This is a genomic window from Pseudomonas sp. lyk4-R2A-10, assembly GCF_030209075.1.
Taxonomy (GTDB): domain Bacteria; phylum Pseudomonadota; class Gammaproteobacteria; order Pseudomonadales; family Pseudomonadaceae; genus Aquipseudomonas; species Aquipseudomonas glycinae.
In genome coordinates, this window is the sequence record NZ_JARVSR010000005.1 from 27,796 (window position 1) to 47,597 (window position 19,802).

The window sequence follows — 19,802 nt, forward strand, 5'->3', positions numbered from 1 at the left end:
TATGGCGCAATTCGAATGGCGCACCTCGTTGTGCGCACCCGACTTCCCGGCGGCGGCCTATGAAGCGCTGCGCCTGCGGGTGACGGATCACACGCCGTTCAACAGCCTCGACTGGCTGGGTGCGGCAGAGCAGACGCTCGACACGCACGACCGCCTGCACATTTTGCTGGGTTGGGAAGCGGACGAATTGCGCCTGTGCCTGCCGCTGGTGACAAGCCGTGAACGGTTTTTCGGATTGCCATTTCGGGTGATGCATCACCTGGGTTATCCGCTGGCCGATCGCCTGGCGTTGTTATCACAGCTGAACGCCAACGACATGCGCCAAGCCCTGCGGCTGATTCGCCAGCGAGTGCCCCACGCCCTGCTGCAACTCAATGAAATCACCGAGCCGGTCGGTGCCGAAAGCATGCTCACCGAATGGATGGCCCACAGCTCCACCGGCGAACGTCGCTTGAGCTGCCGGGTGCCGGTCCACCTGATCAGCGACGCCGACCGCCAGGAAGTCTCGGGCGACCCGCGCTACAAACTGCGCCGGGCGCGCAAGCGTATTGCCGCGTGCGGCGCCGAACTCCGGCGGATCACGCCCGACGCGACCAGCATGGGCCCGTTGCTGCAGGTCATCAGCGAAGTCGAAGCGGTGAGTTGGAAAGGTGACGAAGGCGTCGGGATCTTTGCCAGCGAGCGCAGCCGCCGTTGCATGGAAAACGCTTTCACCGCCCTCGCCGCTTCGGATCGGGTGCGCGTGGTGATGCTGGAACTGGACGGGCGTTGCATCAGCTATCGGCTCGGCCTGTTCGAACAGGGCCGGCTCTACGATTACAACCTCGCCTTCCTGCCGCAATACGCCGACCTTGGCAGCGGCCGGGTGTTGCTGGAGGAATGGATTCGCTGGGGACTGGACGACAACTGGCGCTGGATCGATGCCTCGCGGGTCAGCCTGGAAAACTCCAGCCATCAACTGCACGAACGCATGACCGGGCAACTGGAACACTGGCGCTGGAGCTTCTACTCCTGGCGCCTGAGCGGGCTGCTGCTGGGACTGGGGCTGCGCGTCTGGCACCGGCTCAAGCCTGGGTTGCAACAATGGCGGGCGAAGCGTGCGGCGGCCAGAGCGGCGGTCATTGCGACACCTGTGATCAACCCCACCAAGGAGGGCGAACATGCCTCGCCAAGTCATAGTCAACGCTGACGATTTCGGCCTCAGTCCGAACGAAAACGCGGTGATCCTCGGCGCGTTCCAGGCCGGGGTCATCAGCTCCGCCACCGCCATGGCCAACATGCCGGCGTTCGAAGCGGCCTGCGCCATGGCCCGGCTGCCGCTGCTGGAAGGCCGGATCGGCCTGCACTTCAACCTGACCTACGGTCGGCCCTTGAGCCGGGCCATTCTCCAGCGTCGCACCTTCTGCGACAGCCACGGCGTGTTCGACCTCAACCTGCCTCGCCACAGCTTGTGGCTGGGCCGGGAAGACCGCGAGGCGGTGCAGGAAGAATTGCAGGCGCAGTGGCAGCGCTGCGTCGATCACGGCGTGCGTCCCAGCCACCTCGATTCGCATCAGCACGTGCACAACATCTGGCCGATCGGCGAGATCGTCGCGCGCTTCGCTGCCCACCAAGGCGTGCCCGTGCGCCTGGCGCGCAACCTGGGGCAAAACCTCAGCCTGCCCAAACGTGTGTTCAAAGGCTTGCTCAACCGTCGTTTACAGGGACTGGCCGGGGTCACTGCCGATTACGTCTGCACCCCGGTGGACCTGCGCAACGCCCCCGCGCCGACCGACGGCGTGCTGGAAATCGTCGCCCATCCGAACCAGCTCGGGGCGGATTTCGGTGATGCCTATCTGCAACCCGGAGAGTCCCTGAGCCGCGTGCTAGAGCTGCGGCTGGCGGGGGTTCCACGGGTTTCCTATGCCGATCTGAACAAGGAATTTCTACGCGGTGCCGAGGCACTCTGAACCGTTACACAACTTGCAATACATTCAAAGCTGGCGCTTTGACATGAACTTGCAGGGCTGATCTATACCCACAAAAGCGTCATCCACAACACCCGGGCTCCGGCCTCGGAGGGCATCATGAGCGTCATTGAAAAGCTGCGTGAACGTATCAAGCAAAAAGGCCTGGGCCGCACCTTCGGCACGTTGTGGAAACGCTACGTGTTCTTCCATTGGGAACTGTTGTGGATGGAGCGCGACCTGGTCAGCCCGGTACCGCCGCACAAGCTGCGCCCCTACGACGGTCTACGCAAAGTCGACATCACCGCACAGAATGCCGGCGCGTTTGCCAAACACTTCGGTGACCGGGTGCAGACCATGGCCGAACTGGCCGACGAGGGCCACACCGGGCACATGTACCTGGACGCCGACGGCCATGCGGTCGGGTTCATCTGGGGCAGCACTCGTGACTACCACGACCGCCACTATTACGGCTGCACCTTCCCGGTCAAACCCGGCGAGTTCTTCGAGTTCGGCGGTGAAATGATTCGCGCCTACTTCGGCAGCAGCCTGTCGGTGGACGTGCAGGTCGCCCTCTGGGAAGCCATGGCCGCCCAGGGCTGCAACAAGGTGGTCGACGTGTGCGAAACCCACAACATCCCGGCGCTGAAACTGCACATCCGCATGGGCTATCACGAACAGGGCCGCGTCACCCACGTCTATTGCCTGTTCGGCAAATGGCGGTTCTTCCGTGAAACCCGCTACGAAGGCTCACGCCTTGACCCGCTGCGCAAACCGGGACGGCCGGTGGTGACGGCGGCTGCGCAGGCTTAAAGGTTCACCGCAGCACTGTGGGAGCTATCGGAGACGATAGCTCCTACGTAATCTGAGACTACTTGCCTACACATGCAGACGACACATCCAAGGCCGATACCAGAACCGGCTGACTGCTCGGCCGTATCCAAATGGATACAGTCGAGCCATGAACTATTTCGTGCAACAAACATCCGTGTTCGAGACCTGGCATGCCTCTATTCGAGATCTCCGTGCCAAGGTTGCTATTGCCCGTCGCATAGATCGTGCATCAGCAGGTAATCTAGGCGACATTAAACCCGTAGGTGATGGTGTGTCGGAAATGCGCGTTGATGTCGGCGCCGGGTATCGGGTCTACTTCACGATGCGTAACGGTGTAGTTATCGTTTTGCTGGCCGGCGGCGACAAATCCTCACAAAGCGCGGACATCAGACGTGCAAAAAACATGGCAAAGGAGGTTTAACCATGAGCCAGACTTTGACAGCTTTTGATATGGCAGCTCTGCTGGACAGTGATGAAGCCATCAGTGAATACCTATCCCAAGTGTTGGCCGACGGAGACAACGAGGAGTTTCTTCGTGCGATCGGTTATGTCGTCAAGGCGCGGGGCATGACGCAGGTCGCGAAGGATTCGGGCATGGGTCGCGAAAGTCTGTACAAGGCTTTCGCACCAGGAGCCAAGCCTCGCTTCGACACGGTACTTAAAGTCATTCATGCCCTTGGCATCGATCTGTGCGCGCAACCGGGACATGTGCTGAATCACTCCACGTCCTGAAACCTGCGCTACTCAGCGCTTCACCCCCACCCACGTAAAACACATCGGCATCTGCGCCTCGCGGTTCTGGTACTGGTCATAGACTTCTTCCCGGTTCGAGTGCGGGTATTCCTTGAAGTGCGAGATGTTCAGGCCGGCCTCGAGGGCGGCGGTGAAGATTGCGCCGAGGGTGTGCACGAACCAGTAGGACTTCGCCGCCGGCTGTTCGACCTTGCCGACGTAGACGATCGGGTCCTCCTGCACGAACGGTTCTTCGCGGAAATACGAGCTGGCGAGGCGAAACGGGTCTTCGGCCTCGGGGTCGACCATTTCCAGGAACGGGTGGGTCTCGTAGATCACAAGTTGTCCGCCCGGTTTGAGGGTCGAGGCGACGTGGCGGAAGAATTCGCCGATGTCGGGCATCCAGCCAAAGACGCCGATGGTGATCAGCGCGACGTCGAAACGGGCGCGCAGCGATTCGGGCAAATGATGAATATCGGCTTCGATGAACTCGGCGTTGTGCGGCGAACGCTTGTTCAGTTCGCGGGCCTGTTCGAGAAACGCGCTCGACTGATCGATGCCGATCACGCTCCGTGCGCCGAGGGCGAACAGTGACAGGCTTTCGCGACCGTTGTTGCAACACAGCTGCACAACGTCTTTACCATCGACACCGACCTGCTCGAGCAAGCCGCGAAGGGTGTCGTCGAGGAAGGAAAAATCGGCCTGCGCAACTTCGGTCAGCAAGGCCTGCCACTCGGCAGAGTCCTGGTGATGACGGGCGGAATCATTCCACGCCTGTCGATTGCTCTCGACGGCATTTCTATGGTTTGGCACTTCCATGGCGCACTCCGGGCGATGCTCACGATTGAGCGGTCCGAGTCTAGTTCAGCCTCGCGCAACAGGTTGTTGCGAACTTGTAAGCCGACAGCGCCTGCACCAACGCCTGCAACGCGGGCAGCTATAGTTAATAGCCTTGGGGAAATCCGCTTCCACAGGTGCTGCCATGGGAATGTTCAATCGACTGCTGTTGTCCGCCTGTCTGCTCGCCGCCGCCCAGGCGCAGGCGCTGGACAGCAATTTCAACTACTACGGGGCGGACCAGCCCTTTGCCCACCCTGCTCCACCGTCGCTGTCGGCCCAGCCGCCCCGGCCGTTCGATGACACGCCGCCGCAGGATTTCATCGTTATCCCGGATCGCCATGTATTCCAGGACTCGCAACTGCCGACCGTGGCCGATGCGACGGTACGGGTGTTTATCCGCACCTACGATGCCGAGCGCGGCATTTACGTCAACGACGAGGTGCTGGACCCGACGTGCGTGCTGGAATGCCTCGGCTCGCCGAATCCACGCAGCACCGCCGTTTACCACTGACGCTTGTCCGGGCGCGCCAGGCCGAGCTTTTCGATGCGGTAGCGCAGCATGTCGCGGCTCAGGCCCAGCAGGCGCGCCGATTTGGTGACGTTCCAGTCGGTCTTGTCGAGCATCTTGCGCACCATGTCGCGTTCGACTTCCGGCAGGTTCATCGATTCGGTGTTGCTCGCCGGGCGCGGTTCGAAGTGCGTGTGCGGCACCTCGTGCTGATGTTGCGGTGGCAGCTCATCGCACAGGCTCATGCACACGTTCAGTTGATGAGCGGCGATGGTGTCGTTTGGCGCCAGCAGCACGGTCTGTTCAAGCATGTTGCGCAACTCCCGCACGTTGCCCGGCCAGGTGTAACTGAGCAGCAGCTCTTCGGCCTGATCGCTGAAATGCAGGTTCGGTTTGCCGTAACGCTTGCCGTGACTGGCGAGGAAGTGCCGGGCCAGCAGCAGGATGTCTTCGCCACGGGCGTACAAGCGCGGGACCTTGATCGAGATGATCCGCAGCCGGAAAAACAGATCGCGGCGGAACTTGCCCTGCTGGACCATTTGCTCAAGGTTGCAATTGGTGGCGCTGATCACCCGCAGGTTGACCTTGCGCTCCTTCACCGAACCGACCCGCCGAATGGTGCGATCCTCCAGCAATTTCAGCAGCTTGGCCTGGAGCACCAGATCCATTTCACCGATTTCATCGAGAAACAGCGTGCCGCCATCAGCGGCTTCCACCAGCCCGACCCGGCGGTCCTTGGCATCGGTGAACGCGCCTTTCTCGTGACCGAACAGCTCCGACTCCACCAGGTTGGCCGGAATCGACGCGCAGTTGAATTCAATGAACGGGCCTTTGCTGCGCGCGCCGTCGAAATGCAGCGCACGGGCGACCAGTTCCTTGCCGGTACCGGTTTCGCCCTCCACCAGCACCGGCGGCAGATCACCGTTGGTCATGCGCCGCTCGGCTTCGAGCAACTGACCGATGGTGTTCTTCAAATGCAGCATCGGCGCCGATTCGCCGATCAGCGCCTGTACTCCGGATTTCTGCGCCTCACGCTCCTGATAGAACGACAGCGTGCGCTCCATCCGTTCGGTGGCCAGGGCCTTGTCCAGCAGCAGTTTGAGTTCCGGCAGCGCGACCGGTTTGGTGACGTAATGAAAGGCGCCCTCCTTCATCGCGACCACCGCGTCTTCGACGTTGCCGTAACCGGTCATCATGATCACTTTCAGGTCCGGCGCGCTGATGCGCAGCTTCTGGATCAGATCGTGACCGCTCATGCCCGGCAGCGAGTTGTCGGTCAGGACGATGTCCGGCATGAAGCTTTCCAGTTGCCCCAGCGCGTCCTCGGCCGAGTGGCAGACCGTCACCTCGAAGTCCTTGCGCTCCAGGTAGGTCTGAATATTCTCGGCCAGCAGTTCGTCATCCTCGACCAGCAGAATGCTGTGTTCCATATTCCCCTCCCGATGCCACTCTAAAGTTGAGACTGACGCGGGTTCCTTCCTGCTCCCGGCTGGTCAGGACGACCGAACCCTGAAACCGCTCCATGATTCGCTTGACCAGCGCGAGGCCGACCCCGAGGCCGCCCTGCTTGGTGGTGAAAAACGGTTTGAACACCAGTTGTTGCTGCTGCGCGCTCATGCCTTTGCCGGTGTCGCTCAGGGTCATGCGCACCTGACCGGTCTGCGCCGTTTCAATCTCGACACTGAGTACGCCGCCTCTGGGCATCGCTTCCAGGGCATTGGCAAACAGGCTATTGAGAATTTGCGTGAGCAGCACCTGTTGACTGACCACCGGCGGGCAATCTTGTGGTGCGAATCGCACTTCGACGCCATTGCGCCGGATCAACGCGTCAAACGCCCCCAGGGTGTCCTCGACCGCCGCCAGCAGGTCCACCGCCTCGCCGTCGTCACTCATCGGGCGCAACGACACCAGCAGTTCGCGAACCCAGCGCGACATGCGGTCGACCTGGCTGATGATGTCGCCGATGTTGCGCTGTGCGCCCGGGCTGGCAATTTCCTGGGCCAGTTCGGCGCTGGAACGAATGGTCGCCAGCGGGTTGCGCAGGCTGTGGGCCACCGCCGAAGACATCTCGCCCAGAGCGACAAAGGTTTCATTGCTGATCAGTTGCTGCTGCTGGCTCTGCAGCAGCGTCGAGGCGCGCCGCACGATCCAGAACAAGCCGAGGTAAATCGCCGCGCCGCCGAGGATCGTCGCAGCCCAGATCGAGGCGAACCCTCGGTCGATACGGTCGACCAGATCCGCCGGTTCCTTGTAGATCTCGACCATGGCGACCACTTTGCTTTTGTCGGCGTTGAACATCGGAATGTAGTTTTCGATGAACAGGTATTTGGGTTCGCGAGACAGCCGCTGCTCGGGTTTTTCATCGTCGATCTTGTGATAACTGGAAGACACCGGGACTTTCATCTCGAACGACTCATCCAGCTCGTCGTCGTCTTCGAACTTGACGTTGATCAGTTCGGGGTTGGTCGACCAGATGACCGTGCGGTCCAGGGCGTACACCGTGGCCAGCAGAACATCCGGCAAGTGTTCGACATGATCGAGAAACTCGGCACGGGCCATTGCATGGGACAGCGGATCGACGTCGGGGTAGTTCCCGTCCTGGCGCGAGTCGAGCATCTCGCCCATGGTCCGTTGCGGCGTGATGTTGGCATGGCGCATTTCCGCATCGCCGATGGCCTGCACGAATTGCGCGGTGAGCAGCGCATCGCGCTCCACGCTTTCGGTGACCACGAAGCGCGTGGAGATATACCCCAGCCCCAGCGCCACGGCCGCGATGATGAAAAAACTGGCCAGCGAAAACCAGCGCAGCAGATTGAACTGCCCGCCCCAGCTCTTGATGGCCGCCAGCGCGAGGTTCGGTGCCGATGTTTTCTGTTCTTCCAGTCGTTGCATGGGGATGCCCTGGCGTTCTGGTATCGAGCCGGTTACAGCCGCCCTCTCTCGAATGAGTGTAGGTGGCAATGACCGTGACACACGGTTCAATGATGCTATTTAGCCGCTACTGCATTCGACTCACCGTTTCGCTGGCAGAAGCCGGTTTTACTGGCGTCAATGCCCCGTCGGCCAAGGGCTGCACGGACGGATGCTGACGCTCGGTTTCGGCACTCAGAAAGTCGATGATCGACTGCGCCGAGGCCTCGTCCAGGCGCAGATTGGGCATCGGGATACGCTCGTATTGCTCATACAGTTGCACTGCGATCGGGTCTTTCTCCGCCAGCACACGATCCGGTTCGCGGATCCAGCGATTGAGCCAGGCCGCGTCGCGCTGACGGGTCACACCGATCAGGTCCGGGCCGATGTTGCGCATGCCGATGCCTTCGCCATCCTGCGGGCCGAGGCTGTGACAGGAAGCGCAGCGGGTGCGGAACAGCTCTTCGCCATTGCTCGGCGGACGAATCTGCGGGGCATCGGCATAGCTTTCTTCGCTGCTGGCCTGCTTCCAGTTCTGCAGCGTGTTGGCGAGTTGGTCGGCGAGGATCCACGGGTTCTCGAACGGCGAGGCTTTCATCCAGCGCCCGGTGCTCTGGTTACCGACGATCAGGCTCAGGTTGTGATCCTTGGTGCGGCCGTTGTCGACGCCTTCGATAAACAGCCCGAGCTTCTTGCGCAGCTCGGTGACGTCTTCGAACTCGCCGGTGAGAAATTTCCAGCCGGGGCCGACCTTGAAGCGTTGCGCATAAGCTTTGAGCACTGCGGGGGTGTCGCTCAGCGGATCGATGGTGATCGAGTAGAAAAAGATGTCTTTCCCGACCCGGTCCCCCAGCAGTTTCTGCACCTGGCGCAGGCGCGCGGTTTCCAGTGGGCAGGAGTCGCTGCACGAGGTGAAGATGAAATTGATCACCACCACCTTGTCTTTGATCAGGTCATCGAAAAAACGCACCTGCCGACCGTCCTGGTCGGTCAGCAGGGTGTTGGGGAAATAGTCGCCACCCCACGGGGTGGCGGATTCACTGGCGCCTTCGGGCTGCGCCTGATGGGCGATGAGCACCTGGCTGCCGAGCAGGCAGGTGACCAGCACCAGAATCAGGTGCATGCCCAGGGCGCGGGAGCGCGGCGTTGGCAGGTTCATGTCGGCTCCCTCCCGTTTCATGGTTTCACGGTCACTTGCGGGCCGAAGCCGTCGCCGGTGCGGAAGGTTGGCAGCGCGGCGGAGTTGACGTAGCGCACGCCATCCCAGCTAGGCAGCGGTGTCGGCATCAACTGCAGTTGCCCGGGTTTCTCGAGGTCCCAACGCAGCAGCATCGAGTTGTCCTCATGCTGGGTGTTGTGACAGTGCTCCATGTAGGTCCCAGCAAACTCGCGGAAGTTGATCGCCATCTCGACGTTGTCCAGCCCGTCGGCCTCCGAACCGATCCGGTAGACGTCCTTGCGCGCCCATTTTTCCCACTCAGGCGGGGCCTTGCCGCCACGGCTGAGGATGATCCCCTCCTCGAAGTGCACGTGTACCGGATGGCTCCAGCCCGTGCCGCCGGCCTTGATGTTCCACACTTCCAGGGTGCCGATGCCGCTGACTCCGGCGTCGGTCGGGCCGCTGGCCAGTTTGGTCGAGGCATTCAACCGGCGTGGGTCCATGTGGAAGCCGAAACCGCTATCGGTCTTGATCGTCCACGGCGCTTCATCGGTGCCGTCGGCGCGACCGAAGGTGAAGGTCCGGTGCAGCGCCTTGGCCAGCAATGCCTTGTCGGCAGCGTTGTCGCGGTGGATCTTCAGCGGAATCATCACCATGCCTTCGGCCTTGCCCGGTTTGGCCGGTTCGTAGGCTGCCGGGTTCATCGACAGATCCTGGCCGGTATAAGCCTTGACGTTGAGTTGCAGGACCTTGCCTACCACCGGGTCACCCCGATCCCATTGCGGACCCTTGCTGGTCTGTTTGATGACTGCCAGGTATTTCTCCGACAGCACGTCGGCCAGCGGGATCACTTCTTTCGGGCCCTTGCCGTCGTCCTGGGCTTGCAGGTTGACGAAGAACAGCTTGTCGCCCGGTTTGATGCCGTTTTTCGCAAAGTTGACGATGATGTCGAACCGCTCGGCGATGCCCTGGGTCGGCAGAATCGCGTTGTGGTTCTGCTTGTCGCCGTCGGCATCCAGGTCCATCGTGCCGTCGAACGGTACGCTGTGTTCCATGATGTTGCCGTCGTTGGCGATCATGTGGAACGGCACCCGGCTGTACGACACACCGGAGTTTCTCGGCCCCTGGAACTCACCACTGGTGCCTTTGACTTCACGCACCAGCGCGAGCTTGAAGTAGCGCGACACCGAACCATTGAGGAGGCGGAAGCGATAACTGCGCGCCCGCACGTCGAGGGTCGGTTTCCATTGCCAGTTGACCAGCACCTGATCGCCGATGAAGCCGTCGGTGTTGAACGGGTTGAACCACAACTGGCCCTGCTGATCCCAGGCCTTGTCGGCGAACACCAGATTGACGTCGTAGTCGCGGTTGCCCCACGGCAAGGCGCTGCCGCTGGGGAAACGCAGGTTGACGCCGTCGTTCACCGATTCGTTGCCACGGTCCAAGGCGCTGTAGTAGTTCATCATCGCCGCGTTGCCCTTGTAGACGTTCTGCGCGGTGAAATCGAGCATGTGGTCGTGGAACCAGTGGGTGCTCATGGTTTCGCGCCAGTCGCCACGAATCCTGATGGTTCCGTGGTCGCAGGTCTTTTTCGCAGGTTGCAGGTCGTTGACCCACAGGGTTTCCCCCGGTGCGCAGGGGAATGCGGCGCGTGGATCTTCGGCCTTGGTGTTGATGCTGTCGTAGCCGGCGAGCTGGATCGGCCAGCGATAGTCGTAAAACTGGCCGGGGAAGAAGAACGCGTTGGCATAACCGTCGCTTTCTGCTGGCGCATGGCCGTTGTGCTCGTGGGTGGTGATGGTGTGCAGACCGAAACCGCGGTTGGCCGACGGGTCGATCGGCAAACCGTTGTAGTGCCGCATCAGCACCGGTTGGCCGTAGCGCACCATCAACAGTTTCGGCGGCAGCGTGCCGTCGAAGGTCCACACCGAGTTGTGGTCCTGCACCGGCATCGCCGGGTGGAACCGTGGGTCGACACCCTTGGCCGTGCCATCGGTCGCCGGCACGCCCGCGACGTTGTGGTACAGACCGCCGGGGCCGAATTCGCCGACCGCGTAACCGTGCATCTGCCGACTGTCACGCAGACCACCGTTCAGCCGCGCACCGGTCTGCACGGTCTTGTAGGCGACTTGCGGGTAGAACTCGTTCCAGCGCTGATGAGCCCAGCCTTTTCCCGGTGGCCGGCCTTCGGCGGAGGAACCGATGTGACGGTTGAGAAACAGTTCGATCTGCGCCTGCCAAGGGTTGCGGTCAACCGTGTTGGCATACTGGCTCGGAAATGGCGTGAGCCCCGGTTGACGCAAAAACGCATCCAGCGCCGTGCCGGGAGGCGCGCTGCGGGCGATGTTGTTCGGGTCTTGCGCCGGCGCCGGGCCGATGGCGGCCGGCGGGAAACTCAACGGCGCGGCCGGTGTGGTCGGGTCGAGTTTTTCCGGGCCGAACTCTTCGAACAGCACCAGTTGCTGAGTGAACGGCTGGGCACCGTACAGCGGGCTTGGCTTGCCGTTGGTGGGGTAATTGAAACTGGTCTGGACGGTGGGCGGCAGGATGTTTTCCATGCGCGTCGTGTTGCGCGTGCCTTTGACCCCGTCAGGCAGATCGAAGGAGTCTAAGTTGGCCTCGGGCATCGTCAGGATTGCATTGAGCGCGCCAGCGCGGTCTTCGGGCTCGTCGTAATAGGCCGACGGGTCGGACGCTTCCGGCTGATTCTCGTCGTCGATCGGGCTCGCTCGGACCCCGGTCATCTGGCCAAGGGCCAACATCAGGAAGACGCTCAGTGGCGTCAACAGGAACAGCTTTTTGGGGTCACGCATTGCTTTGTCCATCATCAGCCGCCTCATCTAAGGAAGGGGTGATGGTGTTTTGCAATTAACTCGCCAAAAAATCATTTCCAGTTGTTACAGGGGCTTGCGAGTGCTGTTGCATGCCCCACTCCCCGGTGACTGGGGCCTGACACCCACTGCTGGGGAGAAGTTCACCCCAATTTACTGAATGAGTTGAAACGCCAGACGAACGGTGGTGCCCTTGCCTTCCCGGCTGTCGAGGCTTACGCCTCCGCCGAAGCGCTCCATGATCCGTTTGACCAGCACCAGCCCCACGCCGAGGCCGCCCTGTTTGGTGGTGAAGAACGGCCGGAACGCCATGCTGCGCTGCTCTTCGCTCATGCCTTTGCCGGTGTCGCTGAGCATGACGCTCACGCCACGGCTGTCGCTCGGTTCGAGGGTGATGGTCAGTGTGCCGCCCTTGTCCATCGCTTCCAGCGCGTTGGCCAGCAGGCTGTTGAGGATTTGTGTGAGCTGCACCGGATGGCTCAGCACCATCGGCGTCTGCTGAGGTTGAAACACCACGTGCACGCCAGCGTTGGCAATCTGCTGCTCGAAAGCCATCAGGCTGTCGTGCAGCGCCGCCACCAGGTTCACCGGTTCCGGGTCGTCATTGAGCGGTCGCAGCGATTGCAGCAGTTCGCGCACCCACTTCGACATGCGATCCACCTGGCCGATGATGTCCTTGATGTTCTTCTGTGCCGGCCCGGCGTCGAATTCCAGGGCCAGCTCGGCGCTCGAGCGAATGGTCGCCAGCGGGTTGCGCAGACTGTGGGCCACCGCCGAAGACATCTCGCCCAGCGCAACAAAGGTTTCGTTGGCGATCAGTTGTTTTTGCTGGGCCGCCAGCAGAATCGCCGCCCGGCGCACGATCCAGTACAACCCCAGATAAATCAGCCCGCCGCCCAGCGCGGTGGCCAGCCAGATCAGCGCCAGACCGCGCTCCATGCGGGCGATCAGGTCCTTGGGCTCCTTATAGATCTCGACCATCGCCGTGACGTTCTTGCCCTCGGCGTCGAACAGTGGAATGTAGTTTTCAATGAAGATGTATTCCGGCGGCACCACGAACTTCTGTTCTTCACGGCCCTTGTCTACGTTGTGGTAACTCGCCGACACCGGGATCCTTTGCTCGAACGCCCGGTCAAGATCTTCGTCGGCATGAATGCGGGTGTTGACCAGCGCCGGGTTGGTCGACCAGATCACGGTACGATCCGGCGCATAAACGTTGGCGAGAATCACATCCGGCAAATGCTCGATGTGATCAAGAAACTCACCTCTGGCGCTGGCCCGGGCCTGCGGGTCGACATCGGGAAAATCGTTGTCCTGACGAGGGTCGAGCAACTCGCCCATGGTGCGGATATTGGGAATCGAGACGTGGCGCACTTCCGCCGACGCGATGGCCTGAATGAACTGCGCGGTCAGCAAGGCATCGCGCTGCACGCTTTCTTCGATCACGAACCGTGTCGACACCGCCCCGAGCGCCACCGCCACGGTGCCGATCACCGCCATGCTGATCAATGAAAACCAGCGCAACAGGTTGAACGGCTGCTTGCGCGAGTTCAGCCGCTGGCTGCCCTCCTCGACCGGTAGCGATTGTGACTGCATGTTCATGGCGGCGACTTCCCGATACGTCCCTATAGGGTTATAGCCCACGGTTGGGTGTTTGCCCGGATGCGGGGGGTGAACGGCCCCACACTCAGCCGATTTCCCGGTCAGGCGAAAACCGCCAGGCGTTCATGCCCCCACAATCCCCAATGCTGGGGACAGTCGCCCTATCCGGACGTTCGCCCTCTTCCCGCGTGTCCAGCTTCCAGCCCTTGCGCCACGGGCCTTTGCGGTCGGTTGGCCGGTCGTTGGTATGGAAGTTGTAAAGCCCTCTGCAACTGACCCATCCCCAAGGGGCAGGTACTTTGATAGAGGGATTAACTCATGCACCCTTTACTGTCCAAAACCGCGACCGTCCTGGTCGTGAGCGCCTTGGCCCAGGGCATTGCCCAGGCCGCTCTGTTCGCCGTCGACCCGGGTCCCTACACACCGGCCAATGGCGGTTTCGCCAGCTGGTATCAGGACACCCACGGTCGCACCCTGGATCTGTGCCTGTCCAAAGCACTCAGCTCACGCGTGCCGAGCACCCCGGGCGCCCCGTCTTACATGTGCTCGCTGCTGCCGACCCCCGGCGTGTTCGATGACACGCAACCGCTCGTATTCCCCACCAACTTCCCCGATGAAGCCTTCTGGTTCACTGGCGATACCTCCATCGTCGATGCGGCACGCGGCATCAATCTGACTTACGTCAGCGCCGTCGAAGCTGCCTTTGCCGCCGGTGATCCGGTGGAGGGCGACCAGATCAGCTTCGCGCGGATCCGCATCCGGGTCGATGTGCCCACCGCCGGCACCTACGTCATCACCCACCCCTACGGCGTCGATGTGTTCACCGTCGACACCCCCGGCCGGCGCGCGATCAACATGACCCGCGACATCGGCATCGGCACCCCGCAAACCTACGACGGCGCGCTCAAGGGTGACATCGGCCCGTTCCTGCGCAGCGTCAACGGGCCGTACACCGAGACCAACCCGTTGACCGGTGCGGCCGAGCAGTTCGTGGGCGATCCGAACCTCAATGAGGCCGTAACCGGCAGCCCGTTCAACACCAACTTCGTACGCATCGAAGGCCCCGGTGGCATCGACCTGCGCAGCACGACTTTCGCCGTGTCCGGCAAGTTGTCGACAGTGGTGCGGCCAACGCCTTTGATCACTGAGCGCAGCACCTACTCGCGCAAGCCCGGTGAAAGCGCACCAGTGGCCCAACAAGACGTGTTCGTCAAAGCCCCGCCGGCACCGGGCACCGCGGCCATCACCAGCAGCACGCCCGTGGTGAACATGAAAGAAGCCGACAGCACCGGCAGCTGGTATGCGCAATCGGCGGTCAACCCGACTTTGCCGGCCGTGTTGCAAGTGACCGCCGACAACCACCTGGCGATCGCCACCAGCTCGCCGACCACCCTGCCCATGACCCTGACCGACCTGGTGGTGATCCAGCGCGCCGAGTACAGCCTCAGTTCCGGGCAATTGACCGTGGTGGCCACGACCAGTGACGAAACCTCGCCACCGGTGCTCACCGCCACCTCCGACACCGGCGCCGCTATCGGTGCGCTGGGTGGCGACGGTGCGGAGAAAACCCTGGCCACCGGGATCACGCCGATACCACCGGCCAAGGTTCGGGTGACGTCGTCCAACGGCGGCAGCGATACCGAAGAAGTGGTCATCGTGCAATGAACGCTCACATGCCCAGATCCGCATCAGGAGGCATCATGAACAAGTGGCCACGCTTCGCGCTCAACGCGCTCGGGCTGACAATCTCGCTGACCGGCAGTGCGTTCGCGCAACTGGCCGCCGTCGATCCCGGCCCCTACACCTTCGCCACCGGGAAATTCCCGATGTGGTATCAGGACAACAATCAACTGTCGATGGAGCTCTGCCAGTCGCGCGCCGCCAGTTCGCGGGTGCCGGTCAGCACCCCGCCGGCGTACATGTGCACCCTGCTGCCGGAACCGGGCGTGTTCGATGACACCCTGCCGATGGTGTTCCCGGACAACTGGCCGCCGGAAGCTTTCTGGTTCCTGGCGGAAACCGCGATCCCCAACAACGGCGCCGGTTTCGGCGTGGATGCCTACGTGGCGGGGATCGAAGCGGCGTTCGCCTCGGGGAATCCGGTGGATGGCGATCAGCAAAGCTTCGCGCGGATCCGCATCCGGGTGAACGTCCCGGTGGCCGGCACCTACACCATCACCCACCCGTACGGCGTTGAAACCGTCAACGTCACCACCCCTGGCCGGCGGGCGATCAACATCACCAAAGACATCGGCATCGGTGCGCCGGGCAACTTCAGTGGCGCGCTCAACGGTGCCATCGGACCGTTCCTGCGCAGCATCAACGGCCCGTACACCGAAGTGAACCCGGACACCGGCGGCATCGAAACTTTCGTCGGCGACCCGAACCTCACCGAAGCGGTGACCGGCAGCCCGTTCAACACCAACTTCCTGCGGATCGACGGTCCGTCGGGTGTTGGCTCGATTCAGACCAACCTGTTCACCGTCGCCGGCAAGGTCCTCGACAATCGTCAGCAAACCCACGTCGCCGTCGACCGCGCCACCTATCGCCGTACCTCGGCCGGTGTGCGCGCCGAAGTGTTTGCCAAGGCCGACAGCAGCTCGACCCTGTGCTTCCGCGAAACGGTAGCGCTGCTGCCCGGCCCGCCGCCGACGCCTTGCGAGACCAGTCTGCTGGGTGACAACAACGGGCTGTTCTTCGGCCAGCGCCTGGGCACCGGCACCTTGCCGTCGGTGGTGGTCGTGACCGCCACCAACCCGGCCGGCACGACCCGTCCGACTGCCGTCTCGGCCAAACTCACCGACGTGGTGAAAATCCAGACCGCCCGCTACAGTTGGGCCAGCCACAGCCTGCTGATCGAAGCCACCTCGACCGATGAAGTTGCGGTGCCGGACATGGTTGCGCAGGGCTACGGACGCCTGTCGAAAACCGGCACGCTGCAAAAAATCACCGTGGCCGACCTGACCCAGCCACCCGCCACCGTCACGGTGAAATCCGCCGCCGGCGGCAGCGACACCGAGCCAGTCGTAGTGGTCGGTGCAGCACCGGACACCGGTGAGAACCAGGCGCCACTGTCCGTCGCCGACACCGGCAGCACCAGCTTCGGCGTGCCGATCACCCTCAGCCTGTTGACCAACGACAGTGACCCCGACGGCAATGTGCCGCTGAGCATCACTGCCCTGACTCAACCGGCAGCCGGCCAAGGCACCGTGGCCCTGAACGGCACCACGTCGGTGGTCTACACCCCGCCAGCCGTGGTCAATACTCCGCTGACCACCACCTTCACCTACAAGGCCCAGGACAACAAAGGCCTGGCCTCGGTGAACCCGGCCACGGTAACGATCAGCGTCGCGCCGAACCGGCCACCGACCGCCGTTGCCGACAGTGTCGCCACCCTCGGTGTCGCGATCCCGATCAACGTCCTGGCCAACGACACCGATCCGGAGGGCAATGTGCCGCTGGGCGTCGCCAGCCTGACCCAACCGCCGGCAGGACGCGGCACGGTAAGCACGGACGGCACGGTGATCACCTACACCCCACCGGCCACCGTGACCACGGCCTTCACCACGACCTTCACCTACATCGCCCGGGACAGCTTCGGCGCCCAGTCGACGCCGGCGACCGTCACGGTGCAAGTGTCGCCACGGCCAGCGGCGGAAACCTTCACGATCACCACTTCGACCGTGCAGGCCCGTTCCGGCGGCCGCTTCAACTGGGACTTCGCCGGTACCTCGTCGGTGACCACCGGCAACACCATCACCGTGCAGGTCACCACCCCGACCGGGCTGGTAACGCTGGGCACCACCACGGTACCGGTGACCGGACGCTGGCGGCTGACGCTGAACAACACGCTGGTCGTGCCATCAGCCAACCCGACCGCCACGATCCGCTCGTCCCAGGGCACCGTGCGAACGGTGTCGGTGACCACGCTCTGAGCCAGTGCCCCGCCTGCTTTCGGGCAGGCGGGGCAACGCTCAACGGTTAACGCCCGAGAGGATATTTGCCATGAACACGCCGACCGCCGCCCTGCTTTGCCTGCTCGCCCTGTGCGTCAGTGCGGGCGTGCGCGCCGACGACCTGATGGAAAACGACGACCTGGCGCCCAACAGCGCCGATCTCGGCGAACTGCCGCCCCCCGTGGGCCAGCAAGCCCTGATCGACCAGAACGGCCAGGTCAACCTCGCCCTGCTCTCGCAGAACGGTCAGTCGCTGCTGGGCAAGATCGTGCAGTCGGGCAGCAATCAGGAGGCGTACATCCTGCAACAAGGCAGCGACCTGATGGCCTTGATCACGCAAAACGGCTCCGGCAACGCCGCGTCCATCACGCAAACCGGCAGCCACAACCGTGCGCAGATTTCGCAAAACGGCAACAACAACGACGCCAGCATCGAGCAGGCCGGCACGGGGCTGCAAAGCGCCGTGAGCCAGTCGGGCAACGGCATGAGCGTTTCGGTCAAGCAATATCGCTAAGCACTGCAATCATCGGAGAGTTCATCATGTTCAAACTGACGCCCCTCACCGCCGCCATCCTGGTCATGATCAGTGCCCAGGCCATGGCCGACGACAGCCTTTCCACCCAGAGCCAGTTCGGTACGGCCAACATCGCTGATGTGAAGCAGACCCAGGCCCCGTTCAGCACCGCGACCCAGACCCAACTGGGCCAGGGCAACAACGCCGCCGCCGTGCAGGACACCGCCACCAGCGTCATCACCCAGGACGCGGTCGGCGATTACAACGCCGGTTACGCCGAGCAGCTTTTCGAAGACAACAGCACCATCACCCAACAACAGACCGGTGCCTTCAACACCGCCCACGCCAGCCAGTCCCTCGGCTTCGGCGCCGGCAACCAGGCCCTGCAACAACAGCAAGGCACCGGCAACTTCTCGTTCGTCTACCAGGACTCGCAGAACGGCAGCGAAGGCAAGACCTTCCAGTTCGGCGACAGCAACGAAGCCAACATCGAGCAACTGTACGAAGGCACCGGCAACAGCTCGGTGATCACCCAGTACGGCACCGCCAACTACGGCACCGCCGAACAAGTGCTGCACAACGGCGGCCAGATCGGCATCAACCAGGCCGGCGAAGGCAACTACGCCTACGGCGACCAGCGCAACGGCACCGGCGGCACCATCACCATCAACCAGTTCGGCAACCTCAACGGCACCGAAATCTGGCAAGACTCGCAACTGGCCAGCCAGGCCACCGTCAACCAGTACGGCGACAGCAACGAAACCGTGGTCGACCAGAGCTTCGGCGAAAACAACACCGCCGCCGTCACCCAGGTCGGCAACACCAACGCCATCTATGCCGACCAGTTCGAATCGGTCAACTCGACCCTGGCCCTGTATCAAGTCGGCAACGGCAACGTGCACTTCACCTACCAGAACGGCGACAGCCACACCCTCAACGCCACCTCGGTGGGCAACGACAACAAGGTCTACGCCAGCAACTGGAAAGGCCCGCAACATGGCGGCCAGTTCGGCAGCAACCAGCGCGCCACGGTCAATCAGACCGGCAACGGCAACATCGCCAGCTTCACCCAGGACGGCATCGGCCAGATCATGACCACCAATCAGACCGGCACTGGCAACAAAACCACGGTCAGCCAGGCGGATTCCTACAACGAGCTGTACTTCGATCAGAACGGCAGCGACAACATCCTCATCGCCGACCAACGCGGCACCACCAACCTGGTGCAGGGCTCATCGAACGGCTCGGGCAACAGCGCCGAATTCGATCAATCCGGCACCGGCAACCAGGCTTACACCGCGCAGCTGTATGGCAGCGACAACATGATCACCGTCAAACAGGCTGACACCATGAACGTGGCGTATGTAACCCAGGGCGGCACCGGGAACATTGCCAATGTGGATCAGAGCGGGATGACGCAGACCGCGAATATTCAGCAGTTCGGGTCGGCTAACCAGGCGACGGTTTTGCAGCAGTAAGTGTTGGGTGTTGGAAAACCGCGATCTTGAGGTCGCGGTTTTTTTTGCGCTGACGCTTGAGTGGCGTCCTACGGAAAACGGAACGTTTTCAGAAATTCGGGGAGTTTTCTGACGAATTCTGGCGGTTGGCCGTCGGAAGTGCAGGCTCTAGGATTTGCCGGGACAACTTGATCCCCATGGAGCTTGGCCCACATGCAATTCATCCAGACAGCGACGACAGCGATTCCGTTACCGAATAGACTTCCAGGCACCAAACCCGGAGGTTCCATGATCGACCCGTCTTTGATCGACCCACTGTGCCCGGTTGTTTCGGATCTTGGTCCTGAGGAGCAGGCTGCGAGTTATGACCGTTGGTTTCGGGCCGAAGTACAGGCTTCTCTCGATGATCCGCGTCCGAATATTTCGCATGACCAGGTGATGGCTGAGATACATGCCTTGCTCAAGGCAAAAGACAATGGTTTCGAGGTCGATTGAGTGGAGGCCCGAAGCACG

General features: G+C 62.2%; 17 protein-coding genes. 11 read left to right on the forward strand and 6 right to left on the reverse strand.

Annotation, left to right across the window (positions count from 1 at the left end):
- The first annotated feature begins 1 nt into the window (after position 1).
- From QRN46_RS08750 to QRN46_RS08770, 5 genes are all read left to right on the forward strand, one after another.
- Positions 2-1,189: a GNAT family N-acetyltransferase gene (locus tag QRN46_RS08750; protein WP_201817610.1), complete on the forward strand. Its 1,188-nt coding sequence runs from the start codon at positions 2-4 to the stop codon at positions 1,187-1,189.
- On the forward strand, positions 1,161-1,949 hold the full coding sequence (locus QRN46_RS08755; RefSeq protein ID WP_041475200.1) for a ChbG/HpnK family deacetylase: 789 nt from the start codon (positions 1,161-1,163) through the stop codon (positions 1,947-1,949). Before QRN46_RS08750 ends, QRN46_RS08755 begins: the two co-directional genes overlap by 29 nt.
- A gap of 117 nt (positions 1,950-2,066) precedes the next feature.
- On the forward strand, positions 2,067-2,759 hold the full coding sequence (locus QRN46_RS08760; RefSeq protein WP_085648957.1) for a GNAT family N-acetyltransferase: 693 nt from the start codon (positions 2,067-2,069) through the stop codon (positions 2,757-2,759).
- 148 nt (positions 2,760-2,907) lie between these two features.
- On the forward strand, positions 2,908-3,201 hold the full coding sequence (locus QRN46_RS08765) for a type II toxin-antitoxin system RelE/ParE family toxin (RefSeq protein ID WP_011333453.1): 294 nt from the start codon (positions 2,908-2,910) through the stop codon (positions 3,199-3,201).
- A gap of 2 nt (positions 3,202-3,203) precedes the next feature.
- Entirely contained in the window at positions 3,204-3,512 is a 309-nt protein-coding gene (locus QRN46_RS08770) for an addiction module antidote protein (protein WP_011333452.1), read from the forward strand.
- A gap of 12 nt (positions 3,513-3,524) precedes the next feature.
- Here QRN46_RS08770 and QRN46_RS08775 read toward each other — a convergent pair whose 3' ends face one another.
- Positions 3,525-4,331: a class I SAM-dependent methyltransferase gene (locus QRN46_RS08775; RefSeq protein ID WP_285354543.1), complete on the reverse strand. Its 807-nt coding sequence runs from the start codon at positions 4,329-4,331 to the stop codon at positions 3,525-3,527.
- Between the two features lie 163 nt (positions 4,332-4,494).
- On the opposite strand from QRN46_RS08775, the gene QRN46_RS08780 reads away from it, so the two are divergent.
- Positions 4,495-4,863, forward strand: coding sequence for a hypothetical protein (locus tag QRN46_RS08780; protein ID WP_221615693.1), 369 nt, complete (start codon positions 4,495-4,497; stop codon positions 4,861-4,863).
- Here the strand turns inward: QRN46_RS08780 and QRN46_RS08785 are convergent.
- From QRN46_RS08785 to QRN46_RS08805, 5 genes are all read right to left on the reverse strand, one after another.
- On the reverse strand, positions 4,854-6,290 hold the full coding sequence (locus tag QRN46_RS08785) for a sigma-54-dependent transcriptional regulator (protein ID WP_285354544.1): 1,437 nt from the start codon (positions 6,288-6,290) through the stop codon (positions 4,854-4,856). The two genes, QRN46_RS08780 and QRN46_RS08785, sit on opposite strands and share 10 nt — an antisense overlap.
- On the reverse strand, positions 6,259-7,752 hold the full coding sequence (locus QRN46_RS08790; RefSeq protein WP_285354545.1) for a sensor histidine kinase: 1,494 nt from the start codon (positions 7,750-7,752) through the stop codon (positions 6,259-6,261). The genes QRN46_RS08785 and QRN46_RS08790 overlap by 32 nt, the downstream gene beginning before the upstream one ends.
- Positions 7,753-7,858: 106 nt before the next feature.
- A complete protein-coding gene (locus QRN46_RS08795) occupies positions 7,859-8,929 on the reverse strand; it encodes an SCO family protein (RefSeq protein WP_285354546.1) in 1,071 nt (356 codons plus the stop codon).
- A gap of 17 nt (positions 8,930-8,946) precedes the next feature.
- The gene (locus tag QRN46_RS08800) at positions 8,947-11,754 is read right to left on the reverse strand and encodes a multicopper oxidase domain-containing protein (RefSeq protein WP_285354571.1); all 2,808 of its coding nucleotides are present in this window, start codon (positions 11,752-11,754) and stop codon (positions 8,947-8,949) included.
- Positions 11,755-11,913: 159 nt separating this feature from the next.
- On the reverse strand, positions 11,914-13,362 hold the full coding sequence (locus QRN46_RS08805; RefSeq protein ID WP_285354547.1) for a sensor histidine kinase: 1,449 nt from the start codon (positions 13,360-13,362) through the stop codon (positions 11,914-11,916).
- A 318-nt stretch (positions 13,363-13,680) separates the two neighbouring features.
- Here QRN46_RS08805 and QRN46_RS08810 point away from each other — a divergent pair, with 318 nt between their 5' ends.
- From QRN46_RS08810 to relB, 5 genes are all read left to right on the forward strand, one after another.
- The gene (locus QRN46_RS08810) at positions 13,681-15,027 is read left to right on the forward strand and encodes a hypothetical protein (protein WP_011333444.1); all 1,347 of its coding nucleotides are present in this window, start codon (positions 13,681-13,683) and stop codon (positions 15,025-15,027) included.
- A 35-nt stretch (positions 15,028-15,062) separates the two neighbouring features.
- Positions 15,063-17,297 (forward strand): Ig-like domain-containing protein, encoded by a 2,235-nt coding sequence (locus QRN46_RS08815; RefSeq protein ID WP_201817620.1) that lies wholly within the window; start codon positions 15,063-15,065, stop codon positions 17,295-17,297.
- Between the two features lie 70 nt (positions 17,298-17,367).
- On the forward strand, positions 17,368-17,832 hold the full coding sequence (locus QRN46_RS08820; RefSeq protein ID WP_011333442.1) for a curlin: 465 nt from the start codon (positions 17,368-17,370) through the stop codon (positions 17,830-17,832).
- A 26-nt stretch (positions 17,833-17,858) separates the two neighbouring features.
- Positions 17,859-19,310 (forward strand): curlin, encoded by a 1,452-nt coding sequence (locus QRN46_RS08825; protein WP_011333441.1) that lies wholly within the window; start codon positions 17,859-17,861, stop codon positions 19,308-19,310.
- 267 nt (positions 19,311-19,577) lie between these two features.
- Positions 19,578-19,784: a type II toxin-antitoxin system RelB family antitoxin gene (gene relB, locus QRN46_RS08830; RefSeq protein WP_085712084.1), complete on the forward strand. Its 207-nt coding sequence runs from the start codon at positions 19,578-19,580 to the stop codon at positions 19,782-19,784.
- Positions 19,785-19,802 lie beyond the last annotated feature (18 nt).